Annotated in this window: 18 protein-coding genes; 12 read left to right on the top strand and 6 right to left on the bottom strand. The window is 70.0% G+C overall.

Annotation, left to right across the window (positions count from 1 at the left end; translation table 11 throughout):
- Nucleotides 1-25: 25 nt before the first annotated feature.
- On the bottom strand, nucleotides 26-760 hold the full coding sequence (locus AOP78_RS11010; RefSeq protein ID WP_062204402.1) for a YggS family pyridoxal phosphate-dependent enzyme: 735 nt from the start codon (nucleotides 758-760) through the stop codon (nucleotides 26-28).
- Nucleotides 760-1260: a Cys-tRNA(Pro) deacylase gene (gene ybaK, locus AOP78_RS11015; RefSeq protein WP_062204405.1), complete on the bottom strand. Its 501-nt coding sequence runs from the start codon at nucleotides 1258-1260 to the stop codon at nucleotides 760-762. Before ybaK ends, AOP78_RS11010 begins: the two co-directional genes overlap by 1 nt.
- 54 nt (nucleotides 1261-1314) lie before the next feature.
- Here ybaK and rnhA point away from each other — a divergent pair, with 54 nt between their 5' ends.
- Both rnhA and AOP78_RS11025 read left to right on the top strand, forming a co-directional pair.
- Nucleotides 1315-1761 carry a ribonuclease HI gene (gene rnhA, locus AOP78_RS11020; RefSeq protein ID WP_439645042.1) on the top strand — a complete coding sequence of 149 codons (447 nt, stop codon included), beginning with the start codon at nucleotides 1315-1317 and terminating at the stop codon, nucleotides 1759-1761.
- 81 nt (nucleotides 1762-1842) lie between these two features.
- A complete protein-coding gene (locus tag AOP78_RS11025; RefSeq protein WP_083980051.1) occupies nucleotides 1843-2784 on the top strand; it encodes a DMT family transporter in 942 nt (313 codons plus the stop codon).
- A 65-nt stretch (nucleotides 2785-2849) separates the two neighbouring features.
- On the opposite strand, the gene AOP78_RS11030 is transcribed toward AOP78_RS11025, so the two are convergent.
- A complete protein-coding gene (locus AOP78_RS11030) occupies nucleotides 2850-4310 on the bottom strand; it encodes an HNH endonuclease (RefSeq protein ID WP_236685371.1) in 1461 nt (486 codons plus the stop codon).
- A 318-nt stretch (nucleotides 4311-4628) separates the two neighbouring features.
- Here AOP78_RS11030 and AOP78_RS11035 point away from each other — a divergent pair, with 318 nt between their 5' ends.
- Together AOP78_RS11035 and AOP78_RS11040 are read left to right on the top strand one after the other, a co-directional pair.
- Nucleotides 4629-4970 carry a hypothetical protein gene (locus AOP78_RS11035; protein ID WP_152659516.1) on the top strand — a complete coding sequence of 114 codons (342 nt, stop codon included), beginning with the start codon at nucleotides 4629-4631 and terminating at the stop codon, nucleotides 4968-4970.
- A 608-nt stretch (nucleotides 4971-5578) separates the two neighbouring features.
- Nucleotides 5579-6781 (top strand): mechanosensitive ion channel family protein, encoded by a 1203-nt coding sequence (locus AOP78_RS11040; protein ID WP_062204420.1) that lies wholly within the window; start codon nucleotides 5579-5581, stop codon nucleotides 6779-6781.
- Nucleotides 6782-6888: 107 nt separating this feature from the next.
- Here the strand turns inward: AOP78_RS11040 and AOP78_RS11045 are convergent, their stop codons facing one another.
- Together AOP78_RS11045 and AOP78_RS11050 are read right to left on the bottom strand one after the other, a co-directional pair.
- Entirely contained in the window at nucleotides 6889-7647 is a 759-nt protein-coding gene (locus tag AOP78_RS11045) for an SDR family NAD(P)-dependent oxidoreductase (RefSeq protein WP_062204423.1), read from the bottom strand.
- Nucleotides 7648-7825: 178 nt separating this feature from the next.
- Complete coding sequence (locus AOP78_RS11050; protein ID WP_062204426.1) at nucleotides 7826-8794, bottom strand: MBL fold metallo-hydrolase; 969 nt, start codon at nucleotides 8792-8794, stop codon at nucleotides 7826-7828.
- Between the two features lie 165 nt (nucleotides 8795-8959).
- Between AOP78_RS11050 and AOP78_RS11055 the strand changes: the two genes are divergently transcribed.
- The 8 genes from AOP78_RS11055 (at nucleotide 8960) to AOP78_RS11090 (ending at nucleotide 16804) form a co-directional block, all read left to right on the top strand.
- The gene (locus AOP78_RS11055; protein WP_062204429.1) at nucleotides 8960-9322 is read left to right on the top strand and encodes a winged helix-turn-helix transcriptional regulator; all 363 of its coding nucleotides are present in this window, start codon (nucleotides 8960-8962) and stop codon (nucleotides 9320-9322) included.
- A gap of 40 nt (nucleotides 9323-9362) precedes the next feature.
- Entirely contained in the window at nucleotides 9363-10019 is a 657-nt protein-coding gene (locus tag AOP78_RS11060) for an IMPACT family protein (RefSeq protein WP_062204433.1), read from the top strand.
- Between the two features lie 3 nt (nucleotides 10020-10022).
- Nucleotides 10023-10916, top strand: coding sequence for an EamA family transporter (locus AOP78_RS11065; protein ID WP_062204434.1), 894 nt, complete (start codon nucleotides 10023-10025; stop codon nucleotides 10914-10916).
- Nucleotides 10917-11048: 132 nt separating this feature from the next.
- Entirely contained in the window at nucleotides 11049-11858 is an 810-nt protein-coding gene (locus AOP78_RS11070) for a phosphatase PAP2 family protein (RefSeq protein WP_062204437.1), read from the top strand.
- 5 nt (nucleotides 11859-11863) lie between these two features.
- Complete coding sequence (locus AOP78_RS11075) at nucleotides 11864-13261, top strand: PQQ-dependent sugar dehydrogenase (RefSeq protein WP_062204439.1); 1398 nt, start codon at nucleotides 11864-11866, stop codon at nucleotides 13259-13261.
- Nucleotides 13262-13473: 212 nt separating this feature from the next.
- Nucleotides 13474-14919, top strand: coding sequence for a purine-cytosine permease family protein (locus AOP78_RS11080; RefSeq protein WP_160297628.1), 1446 nt, complete (start codon nucleotides 13474-13476; stop codon nucleotides 14917-14919).
- 2 nt (nucleotides 14920-14921) lie between these two features.
- Nucleotides 14922-15818, top strand: coding sequence for an arginase family protein (locus AOP78_RS11085; protein ID WP_062204442.1), 897 nt, complete (start codon nucleotides 14922-14924; stop codon nucleotides 15816-15818).
- A gap of 53 nt (nucleotides 15819-15871) precedes the next feature.
- Entirely contained in the window at nucleotides 15872-16804 is a 933-nt protein-coding gene (locus tag AOP78_RS11090) for an AraC-like ligand-binding domain-containing protein (RefSeq protein ID WP_062204447.1), read from the top strand.
- A gap of 6 nt (nucleotides 16805-16810) precedes the next feature.
- Here AOP78_RS11090 and AOP78_RS11095 read toward each other — a convergent pair whose 3' ends face one another.
- Nucleotides 16811-17536, bottom strand: coding sequence for an NYN domain-containing protein (locus AOP78_RS11095; RefSeq protein ID WP_062204450.1), 726 nt, complete (start codon nucleotides 17534-17536; stop codon nucleotides 16811-16813).
- Nucleotides 17537-17705: the final 169 nt, after the last annotated feature.

Here is a 17705-nt window from a genome sequence, read left to right on the forward strand (position 1 = left end):
CGGCCGCGCCGCATCCACCGACGTCTCAGGCCGCGGGACGCGCGCCCATGATCGCGGTGCCGACGCGCACCATGGTCGCGCCCTCGGCGATCGCCCATTCGAGGTCGTTCGACATGCCCATCGACAGGTGCCACGCCTCGCGCAGGTCGCACCTGCCGCGCTCGGACTCGATCAGCGCGGTGTCGCGGATCTCGCGCAGACGCCGGTAGCCGGCCCGCACCGCGTCCTCGTCGGATGAGTTGAGGCCGATGGTCATGAAGCCGGTGACGGTGAGCGCAGGGAGCTTCTGGACCTCGGCAGCGAGCGCGAGGGCCTCGTCCGGGTCCACGCCTGCCTTCGAGTCCTCGCCGGACACGTTCACCTGGATCATCACGTCGAGACTCTTCTCGCGCTCGGACGCGAGGCGCGAGAGCCGCTCGGCGAGCGTGAGCGAGTCGACGGTCTGGACGCAGCTCGCGAACTCGACGGCGGTCGCTGCCTTGTTGCGCTGGAGCTGGCCGATCACGTGCACCTCGGCGCCCGCCTCCAGCAGGGCGGGGCCCTTCACCGCGAGCTCCTGCATGCGCGACTCGCCGACGAGCGTGCCGCCGGCCTCGACCACTGCTCGGGCCGCATCGGCGTCCTTGGTCTTCGTCGCGACGAGCAGGCGCACGCCCGCGCCGGCGCGCCCGCACGACGCCTCGGCCACGTGGATCCGTGCCTTGACCTCCGCGATCGCGGAGGCGGGGTCCCAGCCGGCGGGCGGGGGAGTGAGGTCCATCAGCTCTCCTTGGCTATCGGCGCCACGACGGCGTCGGTGAGGCGGATCAGATCGGCGGGCGCGAGCGAGATGTCCATCCCACGTCGTCCTCCCGAGACGTAGATGACGTCGAAGAGCTCGGCGGTCTCATCGAGCGCGGTCGGCAGCGCGGTGCGCTGGCCCAGCGGCGAGATGCCACCGACGACGTAGCCGGTCGCGCGCTCGGCGTGCTTGGGGTCGGCCATCTCGGCACGCTTGGCGCCGAATGCCTTGGCGAGCGCCTTGAGGTCCAACCGGCCGTCCACGGGCACGATCCCGACGCTGAGATGTCCGTCGACCTCGGCGCACAGCGTCTTGAAGACCTGCTCGGGCTCGACCCCGAGCGCCGTGGCGGCCTCCATCCCGAAGCTGAGGTCGGTCGAGGGGTCGTGCTCGTACTCGTGCACGCCGTGCGCGACACCGGCCTCGAGGAGGGCGTGGATCGCGGGCGTGCTGCCGCCGGCGGCGTGCTTGCGGGACATGTGCCCATTCTGTCGTGTCCGGGCGTCGGCTCGTCGCCCCGGTACCGTATGCGGGTGGCTGACGAGACTCTCACCAAGGTCGACATGTGGACCGACGGCGCATGCAAGGGCAACCCTGGACCGGGCGGCTGGGGCGTGCTGATGAAGGCCTCCGGGCGCGAGAAGGAGCTCTTCGGCGGCGAGAAGGTCACCACGAACAACCGCATGGAGCTCATGGCGGTGATCGAGGGCCTCAAGACGCTCAACCGCCGCTGCGACGTCACGCTTCACGTCGACTCGCAGTACGTGAAGAACGGTGCCCAGTCCTGGATGAAGGGCTGGAAGCGCAACGGCTGGAAGACCTCGAACAAGCAACCCGTGAAGAACGTGGAGCTGTGGAAGGCGCTCGACGAGCAGCTCGGCCGCCACGACATCACGTGGGTGTGGGTCAAGGGACATGCCGGCGACCCCGGCAACGAGAAGGCCGACGAGCTCGCCAACCGCGGCACGCCCAAGGCGTAGGTTTCTCCTCGGACCCAGGGACGATGCTGGGGTGGTCGCGACAGCAGGGACGGTGACGATGCTCGGGTCGGGGAGGTGCGCGTGAACGGCAGGTTCGCCGCCGTGGGCGCGCTCGTCCTGACCTCGATCCTGTGGGGCACGACCGGCACCGCGGCGACCTTCGCTCCCGACGCGGGCCCGCTCGCGATCGGCGCTGCGGCACTCGGCATCGGAGGACTGCTGCAGGCTGCCATCGCGATCCCGGCCCTGCGCCGGGACGCGGCCCGTCTCAGGGCCGACTGGCGCATCGTCCTGGTGGGTGGCCTGGCCGTCGCGATCTATCCGCTCGCCTTCTACTCGTCGATGCACCTCGCGGGCGTGGCCATCGGGACGACGATCTCGCTCGCGTCGGCGCCGCTCGCGGCCGGGGCGCTTGAGCGAGTGGTCGACGGGACGAGGCTTGGTCGCACCTGGATGGTCGCTGCGGGGCTGGGCGCGTTGGGCGCCGGTCTCCTGAGCGCGTCCGACCTCTCCGGCCACTCGGGGTCCGAAGGTGGCACCGGCTCCGACAACGGCACCATGTGGGGAGTGCTGCTCGGCCTGGTGGCGGGCGCGACCTACGCGACCTATTCGTGGGCGGCGCGCCGGCTCATGCAGGCGGGCTCCTCGCGCGGCGCCTCGATGGGTGCGGTGTTCGGGCTTGGCGGGCTGATGCTCATGCCGGTGCTGCTCTTCACCGGAGCGCCGCTCGTCGCGACGCCCGAGGCCTTCGCGGTCGCGGCGTACATGGCGCTCGTGCCGATGTTCGCGGGCTACGTGCTGTTCGGCTTGGGGCTCGCCACTGTCGGCGCGTCCACGGCGACCACGATCACCCTGCTCGAGCCGGCCGTCGCCGCCGTGCTCGCCTTCGTGGTGGTGGGGGAGCGGCTCGGACCGCTCGGCTGGATCGGGCTCGTGCTGATCGGCGTCGTGCTGGTGCTGCTCGCGCTCGCTCCGAGCACGGACGACGCGACCGGCGAGCCGGAGCTCGAGGCCCGCCTCTAGCCTCTCCTCGCGCGTCGGCGCGTCCGGTCGCGTCGCGCACTCTGGCAACGCTCCCGTGCGCGGACTCATGCTGCGAGGTCGAGGGCTGCTCGGCCGCCGAGGCGGGGTGTCTGGGTGGGGTCGATGTGTCGGGGTGGCACGATCCATACCCGGTGGTCGCGTATCCGGACGTCCCAGCCGTCGCGGTGCAGGTCGTGATGACAAGAGGTGCATAGGAGGACGCCGTTGTCGACGTTGGTCGGGCCGGTGTCTCGGTCCCACCAGCGGATGTGGTGGGTCTCGCACCAGTCGGGCGGGGCATGGCATTTCGCGCAGCCGCCGTCGCGTTCGCCCAGGTAGAGGGCCTGTGCTTTGGTGAAGAGCCGTCGTTTGCGCCCCCAGTCGAGGACCTCGCCCTTGCCGCCGAGCACGGCGGGGATGATCTCGGCGTCGGCGGCCAACTGCCGGGCGGTGGTCACGGACACAGGAGTGTCGAGGCCGTCGACCTCCGCGACGCCCTCGCCGGTTTGCAGGTCCGCCAAGGTCATGCGCACCACGACGGTGGTCTTCACGCCCGCGTGCCCCGCCTCGCAGCCTGCGCCGTGGCGTGCCAGAGCGACGAGCGCGTCGGCACGCATCTGCGCCGCGCTGCGACGATCCTCACCGCTCTTGCCTTGGCGATCGCTGTCGCCCCGCTGGTCGTGGAAGCCTGCGCGCACGTAGGCGTCCATGAATGCCTTGATGGGTGCGGCCGACGCGGCATCGAGTACGGCGGTCAGCCTCCACGATCCGTCGGCCTTGGCCGTCAGCGACGCGGAGCGCTGCTGACGGTGTCGGTCTTCGCGCTTCTTGACCTCGTCGGGGTTCACGCGCGCCTCGGCGGCCGCGATCATCCGCCGCACCTGCGCCAACGGCAACCCCAAGGCCTTCGCCACCGCATTACGCTCGAAGACCGCCAGTTCCTCACCCTCGAGCATGTCGGCGACCCGCACCAGCGCCTGGCCGATCACGTCACCGGCCTCGATGGACAGCTCCATCCGGCGCACGGCGTCGGCCAGCACGGGGAGCACCGGCCCCTGAGGTGCGCCGTCGCCCGCCTCGGCGTCGACATCGGCCTCGCCATCAGCGCCGAGGCCGAACAGGTCCTCTCCGAGCTCCTCGGCCAGCGCCTGCGCTCGAGCGGCCGCCTCCTCGGCGCGCCGAGCCTTCTCCGCATCGTCCAGCACTTTGCCCACCCGGGCCTGACGGCCGGCCTCGGCCGTCGACCCGCCTGATATCGACGCGACGAACCCCTCCGCGGTGCGGAATCCCTGCCCGCGAGCAAGCCCGACGCCCTCGTCGTCATCCGAGCGGCGGAACGTCTCCGCGACCATCCGCGCGGACTCGACGTCGAGCTCTCGCCGCACCGCGAACAGCTCCTTCTGTCGCTCCAGCAGCAGCCGCTGCGGCCACGCCTGCGCGCCGTCGACGAGCGCACGCAAGGCAGCCAACCCAGCCCGCACCTGGGCGAACGCCGCGCCCATCTCGTCGTCTGAAGTCATGAGCACAGTCAAACACCGGGGTCTGACAAAACGGACAAACAGGATGCACGGGCGTTCGCGGTCGACCTGAAATGCGGCGCGACTCAGGCCGGCTTGCTGGTTAAATCGTCACCAACTGATGTGGCAGACCCGATCTCAGTCTCCGCGGCTGCACCGAAGCCGTGTTTGCTGGAAACATCGCGCGCGTGGAAGCGGCTCAAGTGGAATAGGTGCCCAATGAAGGCAAAGAGAGCGAGTCGGGGCGAGCACATTGCGAGGCTCACGGCTGCTGCCGCAGGGAACGCGCTGATCTTCGGGCTGCTCATATTCGGGGAGGCGTGGCCCATGTGGCTCAAGATCATCCTCGTGATTGCCGCACTGTGTCTCGTTCCGGAGGGTAGCCCCTATGGGAAGTGGCTTCCCCTCCCGAAGCGGATGGAGCGCGGCGCAACGGACGTTCTCCTCACACGGATCGGTATGCAAGACACGCGGGTGTTGCAGATCGTGCGCAAGTGCGGAGGGGAGGTCGAGTCGTTGGATGAACTGCACCAGGAATTCAAGCGAAACTCAGAACTGCTAGTCGCCTCCGGTATCTCTGATGCCGAAGCCCAGCGCTGTCTGGCCTCGCTACAGCAAGCTGGTGCAAGCGCTCGCATCTGCGCGACTGCGCCGATTCCGACGGCCTAACGCGTGAGGTCTGAAGCCTCTCGACGGTAGTGCGCCATTTCTCCCTCGCGTCGATCGCCCGGCGGAACTCGCATCCCACGCGGAGTGCTCACCTTCCACCCAACGTGCGTTGGCGGCACCGGGTGGATTGACGTGTAGCGGGCTTGACCGCTGTTTCGGCGCCACGCGCTCCGACAGGCCCCTCCGACTAGGATCGATCCAACACCAGGGGGGAACACCGTGATTGCTTCAGCCGTCGTTGGAGTGCTGTTCGTTGCGGCTGTGGTCGCGCTCACGGTTGCGGGGGCATTCGCCGTTCGTCGCCGCTCGAAGAACTAGAACCGGGCCGACGCGCAGGAGGGCGCGCGGACCGCCAAGGGGTGGATTGGCGCATAGCGGGCCTGCCGACGGGCGTCTCGCTTGGCGGACGCTCCCCAGCGCACTTCTCTCTGCATTCTCTGCATGTGGCTTGTCGCCATCGAAATGGGAGCGGACACGCCGAGCGCAGAGCCCGCTGCGTGTCGGAGCGTCGAACCTCCGGCGTCGTAGTGTCGTGAGGAGACAACGTCGTGGGCGGGCGGCGTCGTGCTTGGCGCATCCCGAGCCGGGACCCGATCGGGAGGAGAGTCATGCTCGAGAACTCGTTGGAGCTCGGGATCGACGTGGGGATCAGCGTCGGTGTCGCGCTGCTGGTGCTCCTCGTCGCCGAGGCGATCATGCGCAGGCTCGCGCGGCGCAGCGAGTGGGCGCGCGAGCTGTTCGTCCAGGTGCGTCGCCCGTTCCGGGTGCTCGCGGTCGTGGTCGGCCTGTGGATCGGAGTGCGGGCGGCGCTGATCGGGGTCGACTGGTGGCCCGGGATCACGCGCATCTTCACGATCGCGGCGATCGTGATCGTCGCGTGGCTGCTGGTCGCCTTCGTGCGCTTCTTCTCGGACGTCGCGCTCGGCTACAGTCGCATCGACGTTCCCGACAACGGGCTCGCCCGCCGGCTGCGCACGCAGACGCTGATCGTCAAGCGACTCGCGGTCGCGCTCATCGTCATCATCGCGGTCGGCGGGATCCTCTTCACGTTCGACGAGGTGCGCGCGGTCGGCGCGAGCGTCCTCGCCTCGGCGGGCATCGCGTCGATCGTCGCGGGCCTCGCGGCGCAGTCGGTCCTGGGCAACATGTTCGCGGGCGTCCAGCTCGTGTTCAGCGACGCGCTTCGTGTGGACGATGTGATCGTCGCCAGGGGCGAGTGGGGTCGGGTCGGCGAGATCACGCTGAGCTACGTGGTCCTGGACCTGTGGGACGACCGTCGGCTGGTCCTCCCGTGCACCTACTTCACGACGACCCCGTATGAGAACTGGACCAGGCAGGGATCCGAGCTGCTCGGCTCCGTCGAGTTCGACCTCGACTGGCGGGTGTCCCCGCAGAGGATGCGCGAGCACCTCGAGAAGGTTCTCACCCAGACCCCGCTGTACGACGGGCGAGCCAGCGTCCTCCAGGTCACGGAGGCCACCGGCGGCTACGTCCGCGTCCGCATCCTCGTCACCGCGAAGGACGCGCCGACGCTGTACGACCTGCGCTGCTTCGTGCGCGAGGCCATGGTGCTGTGGATCCAGTCGGTCATGCCCGAGACTGCCCCCGCGCAGCGTGTGCTGGTCTCGGAGCAGACGACGCCGGTCCGTCGCTCGACCAAGCCCGAGCAGGCCGGGGAGACCGGGCTGTTCCATGGCTCCCCGGAGGCCGAGGAGCGCGCGAGCGCGTTCACCCAGGCGATCCCGCGCGATCAGCTCGACAGGGAGCTCGGCGAGGTCCCGCCGGCGCAGGAGGTCGAGGACTCGCCCTGACCTGACTCGGGACTGGCGCTCCGGTCGCCGAGTCGTGGCTGCGACCGGACGCCAGGGCGTCCGGTCGCACTCGCGACTGCGCGCGGAGTGGGCAGCGCGCGGAGGGGTCAGCGCGCGAGCAGGCCGCCGTCGACGGGGATGTACGAGCCTGTCATGAAGCTCGCCTGCGGGCCGGCGAGCCATGCGATCGCGTCGCCGACCTCGTCGGGCTCGCCCAGGCGGCCGAGCGCGTGGAGGCCGGGAAGCGCGGCTGCCGTCGCATCGTCCAGGTTCGCCTCCATGCCGGTGGCGATGAACGCCGGGGCCACGGCGAGGGCGCGGATGCCCTGGTCGCCGTACTCCCACGCGACGGTCTGCATGAGGCCGACGACCGCGTGCTTCGCCGCCGAGTAGGGCGACATCCCCACCAGGGCGCGGTCGCCCGCGATCGAGGAGACGGTGATGATCGCGCCGCCTCCCGCGCGCTGGAGGGCGGGGATCTGCGCACGCACGCCGTAGAAGGCGCCGTTGAGGTCCACATCGATCACCTTGTGCCACTGCTCGTCGGTGAGGTCGGCGGTGGGAGTCGAGGGGATCGTGAGCCCGGCGTTGTTGACCGCGATGTTGAGCCCTCCGAGCTCCTTCTCCGCGAGTGCGACGGCGGCGACGTGGTCCTCGTTGCTCGAGGCGTCGAGCCGCGTGGCGAGGGCGGTGCCGCCTGCGGCGATGATCTCGTCGGCGGTGCGCTGAGCGGCTGCGAGGTCGATGTCGGTGACGAGGACCGAGGCGCCGTTGCGGGCGAGCGAGCGGGCGGTCGCGGCGCCGATTCCCGCGCCCGCGCCGGTGACGAGCGCGCGGAGCGGCTGGGGGGTGGTGTTCGTGGTCATGGGAGTGCTCCTTTGGGATTCGCGGGGACGATGTGGGTGGGGACGATGTGGGTGGGGACGATGTGGGTGGGGACGATGCGGTTGGGGACGATGCGGCTGGGGACGACGTGGTTGGCGGGGTGGGAGGGTGGCGGGCGCGGCCGGGGCGGATCGTGCCCCGACCGTGCCGCGTCGGGGGTCAGCGGTGCTCGAACATCGAGAACGCGACCATCTCGGCGTTGGGCCGAGTCGCGGCCTCGTAGCCGTAGAGCTCGCCGTACTTCGGGCGGAGGGCGTCGACGGCGTCGGCCGCGATCGCGTCGATCCAGTCCGCGAGGAACGGGGTGTGCGCGGTGGCGTCGGGGCTGATGAAGCTCATGAAGTCGTGCTTTCCCATGGCCTCGCCGACGGCGGCGACCAGGTCCTCCATGAACGCGAGGTCGAAGTCGATGTCCTCGCGCGAGCCGATGTTGCCGTGGCCGCCGGAGAGGTGGGTCCACTCGAGGTCGCGCACCTGACGCAGGTTCTCGGCGCTGAACAGGAAGCGCTCATTGCCGGCGAAGCGCCAGAACGGGGGCTGGTCCGGGTTGATGAGGTCGGGCGAGTGCACCACGCCCTCCTGGACCAGCAGCCACGCCGAGTGGTCGTCCGTGTGGGCGGCCCACTCGAAGCCGTGCAGCTGCACGGTGAGTCCCTCGAACTGGAACGAGTCGGTAGGCCAGGCGATCACCTGGTTCGGGACGGGGTACTGGCTGCCGACGAGCCTCATCTTCTCGACCGTCTTGGAGGAGCCGACGATGGTGAGCTCCTGTCCGCGCGCCTTGGCGGCGTCCACGAAGACGTTGATGTCGGCGATGTGGTCCGCGTGGTAATGCGAGTAGACGACGGTCGTGACGGGCTTGTCGGTGACCTCGGCGATCGCGCCGGCGACCATCGGGGAGATGCCCTCGGGTGCGTCGAACACGAGGACCGACTCGTCGCCGACGTAGAAGATGGTCTGGTAGTTGAAGGCCTCGACCCACCACACGCGGTCGGTGAGCCGCTGGACGACGGGTCCCTGCATGTTGCGGGCGAAGAGGTCGGCGATCTTGTCGCCGGGGGTCAGCGTCTCGGTGGCAGACGGCTCGACGTAGTGGGCGCCGATGGTGGAGGTGGCTGCTGCGGTCATGGTCCTTCTCCTTCTGAGGGGCATTCATTGGCGAATGCATCGTTGGTATGACATTGCATATCAATGCTTCGAAGTCGAAGTTCATTCCCGAACTGGACGAAATATGTTCTGGGAACGTAGCGTTGTGCTCGGCAGGCCCCCAGACGCCACCCGAGAGGAGGGGCGATGAACGACACGAGCCCGCGCTGTCGCGTGGATGACGAGGACCTCGCCGAGATCCTGGACCTGCTCGCCAACCGCTGGACCGTCGTCACCGTGACCGCGCTCGAGCAGGGCCGCAGCCGCTTCGGCGCGGTCCGCGAGATGACAGGCATGAGCGCCCAGCTGCAGTCCAAGACCCTGAAGCGGCTCGAGGCCTCAGGCCTTGTCGACCGCACCGTGTACGCCGAGGTCCCGCCGCGCGTCGAGTACGAGCTGTCCGCGCTCGGAGAGAGCCTGTGCCCCGTGATGCGTGCGATCAACGGCTGGGCCGATGATCATGCGGACGAGGTCGTCGCGGCCAGGGCCGCTCGCGCGGGGCTGGGGTGACGCCCGCGGTCCGACTGTCATCCCCGTTACCCTGCCTCACGTGACCTCCCAGCCGCTCCCGTCGACCATCGCCGCGACGGTCGAGCACTCGCTGGAGATCAAGAAGTCCGTCTTCCTTGCTCACCTCGAGCCGGTGGCGAGCATGGAGGAGGCCGACGCGATCATCGCCGCGATCCGCAAGGAGCGCTGGGATGCGCGTCACCACTGCACCGCGCTGATCGTCGGACCCCAGGCTGACCGCCAGCGCTCGAACGACGATGGCGAGCCCGCCGGGACAGCGGGAGTCCCGATGCTCGAGGTGCTGCGCCACCGTCATGTGACCGACCTGGTCGCGGTGGTCTCCCGCTGGTTCGGCGGAACCCTCCTGGGCGCGGGCGGCCTGGTCCGCGCGTACGGCAGCGCAGTGAGCGAGGCCCTCGATCGCGCGACCCTCGTCGAGCGGGTGCATCTCACCCAGGTCACGGCCGACGTGCCCCATGCCGACGCCGGTCGCATCGTCGCGTTCCTCCACCAGTGGGCGGACACGCACTCCGCGGTGCTGGACGATCCCGAGTACGCGGCCGAGGCCCACCTGTCGATCCGCGTCGCCCCCGAGGACGTCCCCACTCTGGAGGCCGACCTCGCCGCGCTCACTGCGGGAGGCATCGTCCCTGTGCGAGGCGAGACCCGCATCGTCGACCGTCCGGCGGCGGGGTGACCTGTGCCGAACCGTCCCGCCGCCGCCACCGCCGCGCCCTTCCTCGTCCTCCTGGGGCTCGTGTGCCAGGAGGCGGGCGCCTCGGTCGCGGTGCTCGTCTTCCCGACGGCCGGACCCGTGGGCATGGTGGCGCTGCGACTGCTGTTCTCGGCCGTCGTCCTGATCCCGCTCGCGTGGCGCGGGCTGAACCGCGGCGTCCTCGCCCACTGGAGGATCCTTCTGGGCTACGGCTTCGCGCTCGGCACGATGAACGTGGTCTTCTACCTCGCGATCGATCGGATCCCGCTCGGCATCGCCGTCACGATCGAGGTCCTCGGTCCGCTCGCGCTCAGCGTGATCGCGAGCCGCAGCGCGCAGGGGCTGCTGTGGGCCGGGACGGCGGCCGCGGGCGTCGTCCTGCTCGGCGGCACCGCTCACGATCTGGACCCGCTCGGCGTCGCGTTCGCGGTCGCCGCCGCGGCGCTGTGGGCCGTCTACATCCTCATGGCGCGCGCGGCCGGCGCCGCGCTTCCCGGGGTGACGGGCCTCGCGGTCGCGATGTCGCTCGGCGCGCTGCTCACCTTGCCAGCGGCGCTCGCGGTCACCGGGACGATGCTGCTGCGGCCCCACGTGCTCGCGCTGGGCTTCGCGGTGGCCGTGCTGTCCTCGGCGATCCCGTACGGCATCGAGATCTCCGCGCTGAGGCATATGAAGGCCGAGACCTTCGGGGTCCTGATGGCGCTCGCCCCGGCGGTCGCGGCGCTCGCGGGGCTCGCGTTCCTGGGGCAGGCGCTCACGTGGGGAGTGGTGGGCGGCATCGCGCTCGTCACCGCGGCCGGCGTCGGCGCGGTCCGCACGGCCCGGCCTCCGGCATCGTCCGGTCCCGAGGGTGCGGAGATCCCGCCCGCGCCCGCGTGATCGACCTGGGAACCATTCGACCCTCCCGTTCGTGACACTGAGTGGCCATCGATGTGCTGCTGCTTCCCTGTCGAACTACTAGCGTTGGCTTGTTCACCAGATGTTCACCAGTGCTGCACGGAGGTCTCCGGATTGGCTGAGCCCGCTTCGACGGTCGTCGCTCCTGTCGTCGTCGACGAGTCCGCCGAGACGCGTCCGACCCTCATGTCTCGCAAGCCATGGCGCGAGGCGCTGGTCGTCCTGGCGCTCTATGCGACGTACTCGCTCGTGAGGCTCGCCGCGACGGGCGACCTCGAGGACGCGGAGGACGCGGCGCACGGCATTCGCATGATCGAACGATGGCTCGGGATCGACGTCGAGCGCTCCTGGAACGGGTGGATCTCCGGTCATCCGACCCTGATGCTCGCAGTGTCGCTCTGGTACGCGACCCTGCATTGGGTCGCGACGGCGGCCGTGCTCGTGTTCCTGTGGCTGCGGCGACCGAGGGTGTACCGGCCGTTGTTCGCGATCCTCGTCGGGACGACCATGTCGGCGCTCGCCTTCTTCGTGCTGATCCCCACGGCGCCGCCGCGGCTGATCGACGGGTTCGTCGACGTGCTCGAGGCCGCCGGCAACCTGGGCTACTGGGACCACGGCGCGACCGGCGAGGATGGGCTCTCCGCGAGCACCAACGAGCTCGCGGCCTTCCCTTCGCTGCATGCGGGGTGGTCGCTGTGGGTGTGCCTCGCGGTCTTCGCGTCGACCCGTCGCCTGTGGTGGCGCCTGGGTGGCGTCGCGTACGCGCTCACCACTGCGGCGGTCGTGATCGTCTCGGCCAACCACTGGGTGATCGACGTGCTCGCCGGGTGGGCGCTCGTCGCGGGCTGGGCGTGGGTGGTGTCGCGCTGGTGTCGCCGACGCAGCGAGGGTCTGTGCGAGGGGACGACCGCCGTCGTACCCTAGGGGGTATGCCTGAGGCTGAGTCGAGGACGACGCGGGTCGCGCGCGGCGGGGCTCGCGCGCTGGCCGGGGCGCTCGCGCTGATCGCCCTTGCGGCGTGCGACGCCGGCGGCACCACGATCGCCTCGACGCAGTCCGCCGCGGCGAGCGCTCCGGCGACCTCCGGGACCCCGGCCACGGCCGCATCGTCCACGTCCAGCGCGTCGTCCGCGCCCGACGTCACGTTCGAGATCGGCGACCTGGAACCCGTGGCGCTCACCGTCGCCGACGGGACGGACCCGGGCGCGGCCGAGGGGCGCGCCCTCAACCTCCCGCACGGCTGGACGGCGGAGGTGTGGGCGGACGTCCCCGGAGCGCGGCTCGCCGCCTGGAGCCCTGACGGGTCGCTCCTGGTATCGACGGGGGATGGCGGCGCCGTCTGGGCGCTCACACCCACGTCCGACGGAGTCGCGCCCGACGCCGTCGAGCTCCTCGTGGGGCTCAACGGCCCGCAGGGGCTCGCGTTCACCGAGGAGGGGACGACGCTCGTCGTCGGCGAGCTGAACCGGCTCGTCGCCTTCGACTACGCCGAGGGCGCGGTGTCCGATCCCGTCGTCCTGATCGACGGCCTGCCCACGGACGGTCACGGCAAGAAGGCCGTCGCGATCCAGGGCGACACCGTCTACTACAGCCTCGGGTCGTCGGGCAATCGCTCCCCGGCTGATCGGACCGCCGACCCCGAGCGCGCCGTCGTCGCCGCCGTCGGCCTCGACGGCACCGGCGATCGCGTGGTCGCGCACGGCGTGCGCAACGGCTTCGCGCTCGACACCGCCCCCGACGGATCGCTGTTCGTCGCGGTCAACCAGATGGACAACCTCCCGTACCCGTACGACGACGGCGCCTACGCCCTCCGCGAGGTGGCGACCGCGTTCGTGAACGACCACCCGATCGAGCAGCTCACGCGCGTGACCGACGGCGTCGACCTCGGGTGGCCGTACTGCGTGCCCGACTCGCGCGCCGGCGTCACCGCGCTGCCCTTCGTGAACGACGCGGAGCTCAACCCCTCCGGCGAGCAGCTCGACTGCGCCGCCCTGCCCGACACCATGGTCGGCCTGCCCGCGCACAGCGCGCCCCTCGGCCTGACCTTCACGCACGACACCGCGCTCGCGGACGTGGTCGGCTGGGGCGCGCTCATCGGAGCGCACGGCTCGTGGAACCGCACGCCGCCTCAGCAGCCGTACGTGGCCTTCGCCGCCTGGGACGATGCGACGGGCACGCTCGGCGAGGCGCACTACCTGGTCACGGGCTTCCAGGACGACGACGGCACGCGCTGGGGCAGGGCCGTCATGCCGACGGTCGGCCCGGACGGCGCGATCTACCTCACGGACGATGCCGCAGGCCTCGTCTACCGCATCGTCCCCGCATAGCGGGCCGGGAGCCGCGGCTGGGCCCGCGCGGGCGTCGGCGTTTCGTGCGCGTCGTCGGCGTTTTCGACACGTCGGCGTTAACGACTCGTAAATGTCTCCGTCCTCGTGCTGTCGCGCCTTCCGTCCGGACCGGGCCCGCGCGTGTACTCGTCTCGAACCCGCGCGGCAGGCGTGCGGGGATCCCACCCTCATCGTTCGTGAAAGGTCCCAAGGTGAACGAGAACTCATCCGTGGTCGAGGCCCATTCCTTCGACTACATCCCGGAGTCGGAGCGGTCCGCTTCGACGAGCGGCCAGTTCCGCTTCTGGTTCATGATCAACGCCACGCTCATCACCGCGTACACCGGCGCCGTCGGTCCGCTGTTCGGCATGAGCCTGTCGTGGACCCTGGTCGCGATCGTGGCCGGCACCCTCTTCGGCACGCTCTTCCAGGCCTTCCATGGCGCGCAAGGGCCGCACATGGGTCTGCCTCAGATGATCCAGAGCCGCGTGCAGTTCGGCTCGCGTGGCGCGATCGTACCGATCACCGCCGCAACGATCGTGCCTATCGGCTTCGCGATCTTCTACATCCAGACCGGCGCGTACGCCTTCACCGATCTGACGGGCACCACGAACCTCGCGGTCCCGCAGATCGTGATCGGTGTCGCTGCCATCGTCGCTGCCATCGTGGGGTTCAAGCTGCTCGTCAAGGCCGAGGGGATCATCGCCTACGTGATGATCGCGAACCTCGTGCTGCTGACGATCGCGGCTCTGGTCGTCCTGCCCTTCGGTGATCTGTTCTCCGCGTCCGCGGTCTCCCTCGTCGGCTTCCTCGCGCAGTTCGGCGCCTCCGCCGCCTACCAGATCGCGATCGCTCCGATCGTGTCCGACTACACGCGCTATCTCCCCAGCCGCACCCCGTCGGTCGTCGTCTCCGCGTCGGTGTTCTTCGGCACCGTCCTGTCCGCCGTCTGGATCGAGGCGCTCGGCGCGGCCGTCTCGCTGACCTTCCCCGACCTCGACGTGGTCGCCGGCATCCACGACATGGGCAATGAGTTCGGATTCCAGCTCGGCACCGCGACCCTCGTGATCGCGATCGTCGTGTGCCTGATCACCGCGGGCGTGAGCTTCTATTCGGGCACGGTGTCGTTCCTTTCCGCGCTCGAGGCCTTCCGTCCCCTCAAGCCCACCGCGAAGCTCCGCGCGGTCACGATCGCCATCGCGGGTGGCGTCGCCGTCCTCGCCGGCCTGACCCTGCCCGCCGACACCCTCACCGGCTTCTCGACGTTCCTGCTGCTGCTGGGCTACCTGCTGATCCCGTGGACCGCCGTGAACCTCACTGACTACTACCTGGTTCGCAAGGGCGTGTACTCGATCTCCGACATCCTGCGCTCGGACGGCGGCATCTACGGACGCTGGGGCAAGCGCGGCCTGATCAGCTACGCGGTCGGCTTCGTCGTGATGATCCCGTTCTTCTCAACGACGTTCTACACGGGACCCGTGGCGGCCTCGCTCGACGGCGCCGACATCTCGTTCGTCGTCGGACTCCTCGTTCCGGCTGGCCTGTACGCGCTGCTGATGCGCGGCCACGACCTCGAGGCGGAGCGTGCGATCGTCGCCGCCTCCGAGATCAGCACCCCCTCCGCCGACGCGGAGCTCGTGGCGGCGGCCGAGGCGTGAGCGTGGTCGACGATGCGGGGCTCGGGGGAGTGGACACGCTGAGGCTCGTGTGGCCCTCGTGGCAGGCGGCCGGAACCGAGAGCGTCGAGGCCTTCGCCCCCGAGTTCTCACTCGAGGAGGCGCGGCGCGGCTACGAGGTCGGCACCCGGGTGTTGGAGGCCATCCTGCCTCCCCACCCCGGGTCCACCGCCCGGATCGACGTGCCGATGGGTGACGACGGGCTCGCGCTCCGCGACGGAGTGGAGGCGAAGGACGCCATCGTCGCCCAGCAGGCGCAGGCGCAGCGGGTCATCGCAGGGCAGAGGTGGTCCCGCATCGTCACGCTCGGCGGGGACTGCAGCGCCAGCATCGCGCCGTTCACCGCCCTCGCTGAGAGGTACGGTGACGAACTCGCCGTCGTCTGGATCGACTCCCACCCCGACGTCGGCACCCCCGACAGCGAGTACAAGGGATTCCATGCGATGGCAGTCAGCGCCATCACTGGCCATGGAGTGCCCGAGGTGCTTGACGTCCTGCCCGCCACGGTTCCGGCCGAGCGCGTCGCGCTCACGGGACTGCATTCGTGGACCGACGACGACTTCCCGAACGCGTCCGCATGGGGCGTCAGCGCCTTCTCGCCCGAGGCGCTCCGCGAGACGACCGAGCCCCTCCTCGCGTGGCTGCGTGGAACCGGCTGCTCGAAGGTCGCCATCCACCTCGACGTCGACGTCATCGACAGCGACGAGGTGGTCCTCGGGCTCGGCATCGAACCCGGTGGGCTCCGGATCGCGGACGTGCGCCGCATCGTCTCCGATGTCGCAGGCGCTGCTGACGTCGTGGGTCTCACCGTCGCCGAGTACATCCCGCGCCAGGTCATGCACGCGCGAGCGCTTCTCGCCGGCTTCCCGCTGCTGTCCTAGCCGGGGCCGCGATGGTCTTCCTCACGGCGCCTCGGTCCGCCTATCCTGAGGCGATGGCGCTTCTCTCCATCGCCGACGGCGACGGGTGGGCCGAGGCCGTTGGCCGCAGCTTCTACCCGCTGGCACTTGAACGCGCCAACACGAGGTTCACCGCCTCGATCCGCCAGACCGCGCTGGGCCCAGGACTGTCAGTCGCGGAGGTGAGCTGCGATGCGAACGACCTGCATCGCACACGGAGGATGGTGCGGGACGCGCCGAACGACGACCTGCTCCTCCTCGTCCAGCTCGCAGGCGAGTCGGTCGTCACGCAGCGGGATCGCCAGGTCCGGGTACGCGCCGGCTGCGCGACGCTGTGCGATCCGCTCGTGGAGTACAAGGTGACGTCGGGCGACGCCTCGCATCAGCTCGTCATCATGCTTCCACGCGCCACCGTGCGTTCGCTCGCCTTCCCGGTGGCCGAGCTCAGATTGCAGCTCCTTGAGCCGCGCTCCTTGTCGCTGCGAGCGCTCACAGCGATCTGCGAGGAGGCCGTCTCGCAGGGCGAGGTCGATCCGATCGAGGCCGAGAGCATCGGCTCCGTCGTCACCGATCTGGCGCGTTCGCTCCTTGTCGCGCACACCCGCGGTCCCGTGCGATCGCACTCCCGCGAAGAGCTCGCCGCTCATGCCCGTACGCTCATCCGGGACAATCACGCGGACCCGACGGTGACCGCATCCGCGATCGCCGCGGCGCTCGATGTCACCCTCCGATCGTTGACCGCGTTGCTCCACGACGACGGAGGGCCCAGCGCGATGCTGCGGTCCGCGCGGCTGCGCACGGCGCGCGGCATGCTTGCCGACGTCGCCTCCGACAGCCTGACGATCGCCCAGATCGCGGCCCGAAGCGGCTTCGCCGATCAGACGACCTTCATCCGTGCGTTCAAGCGGGAGTTCGGCGTGCTTCCGTCGGAGATCCGCGAGCAGCACACGCTGGTCGTTCCCGGCTGAGCGACGCTAGAGATGCCGCACGTACGCGTTCGGCGACTTGCCCTCGCCCGCCGAGCGCTGCTTGACCTGGAAGTCGGGGTGCGCCTTCATGAGGTCGGTGAGCTTGCCGTAGCCCCAGGTGCGGGAGTCGAAGTCGGAGGCGAGGCGCGACAGGTTGCTGCCCACCGTGCCCAGCTGAGCCCACCCGTCGTCCCCTGACGCGGCGTCGACGGCCTCGGCGAGCAGGCTCGTCAGCTGCTTGTCCGCCTTCAGGGACGATGTCTCGGTCTCCTTGGGCGGGGCGGTCGCGGCGGCGAGGTTCTCGACGTAGATGAACGTGTCGCACGCCGCGACGAAGGGCTTGGGCGTCTTGCGCTCGCCGAAGCCGTAGACCGTGAGGCCCTGCTCGCGGATGCGGGCCGCGAGGCGCGTGAAGTCGCTGTCGCTCGAGACGATGCAGAAGCCGTCGACGTTGCCCGAATGCAGCAGATCCATCGCGTCGATGATGAGCGCGCTGTCGGTCGCGTTCTTGCCCGTCGTGTAGCTGAACTGCTGGATCGGCTGGACCGAGTGCTCCAGGAGCACCGACTTCCACGACCCGAGCTGCGTGGACGTCCAGTCCCCGTACGCGCGCCGCACCCCGGCGGTGCCGTACTTCGCGATCTCGGCCAGCAGTCGTTCGAGGTGCTTCGCGCCCGCGTTGTCCGCGTCGATCAGCACGGCAAGGCGTGCGCTGCCTGTCGGCTCCGGCATGAGATCCCCTTTCGTGGGCTCACCTTGACCTTAGTCTCCCGACCGACCTGGGGCCTGCCGCCGGCGCGGGCCCGTCCCTGGTATCGCATGGTGCTGCCGCCCGTGCGCCAGCGCGATCCATGCGTTTTCGGCATTGGCCCAGTCACCGAATGACTGGCTTGCTAGGGGT

Origin of the sequence: Demequina salsinemoris (assembly GCF_000974805.1) — a bacterium.
In the GTDB taxonomy this organism is placed as follows: Bacteria; Actinomycetota; Actinomycetes; order Actinomycetales; family Demequinaceae; genus Demequina; species Demequina salsinemoris.

Excerpts from the sequence above, each read along its gene's own strand:
- AOP78_RS11010 (WP_062204402.1), bottom strand. The coding sequence starts at position 760 with ATGGACCTCACTCCCCCGCCCGCCGGCTGGGACCCCGCCTCCGCGATC.
- ybaK (WP_062204405.1), bottom strand. The coding sequence starts at position 1,260 with ATGTCCCGCAAGCACGCCGCCGGCGGCAGCACGCCCGCGATCCACGCC.
- AOP78_RS11035 (WP_152659516.1), top strand. The coding sequence starts at position 4,629 with ATGTGGCTCAAGATCATCCTCGTGATTGCCGCACTGTGTCTCGTTCCG.
- AOP78_RS11040 (WP_062204420.1), top strand. The coding sequence starts at position 5,579 with ATGCTCGAGAACTCGTTGGAGCTCGGGATCGACGTGGGGATCAGCGTC.
- AOP78_RS11045 (WP_062204423.1), bottom strand. The coding sequence starts at position 7,647 with ATGACCACGAACACCACCCCCCAGCCGCTCCGCGCGCTCGTCACCGGC.
- AOP78_RS11050 (WP_062204426.1), bottom strand. The coding sequence starts at position 8,794 with ATGACCGCAGCAGCCACCTCCACCATCGGCGCCCACTACGTCGAGCCG.
- AOP78_RS11055 (WP_062204429.1), top strand. The coding sequence starts at position 8,960 with ATGAACGACACGAGCCCGCGCTGTCGCGTGGATGACGAGGACCTCGCC.
- AOP78_RS11075 (WP_062204439.1), top strand. The coding sequence starts at position 11,864 with ATGCCTGAGGCTGAGTCGAGGACGACGCGGGTCGCGCGCGGCGGGGCT.
- AOP78_RS11090 (WP_062204447.1), top strand. The coding sequence starts at position 15,872 with ATGGCGCTTCTCTCCATCGCCGACGGCGACGGGTGGGCCGAGGCCGTT.
- AOP78_RS11095 (WP_062204450.1), bottom strand. The coding sequence starts at position 17,536 with ATGCCGGAGCCGACAGGCAGCGCACGCCTTGCCGTGCTGATCGACGCG.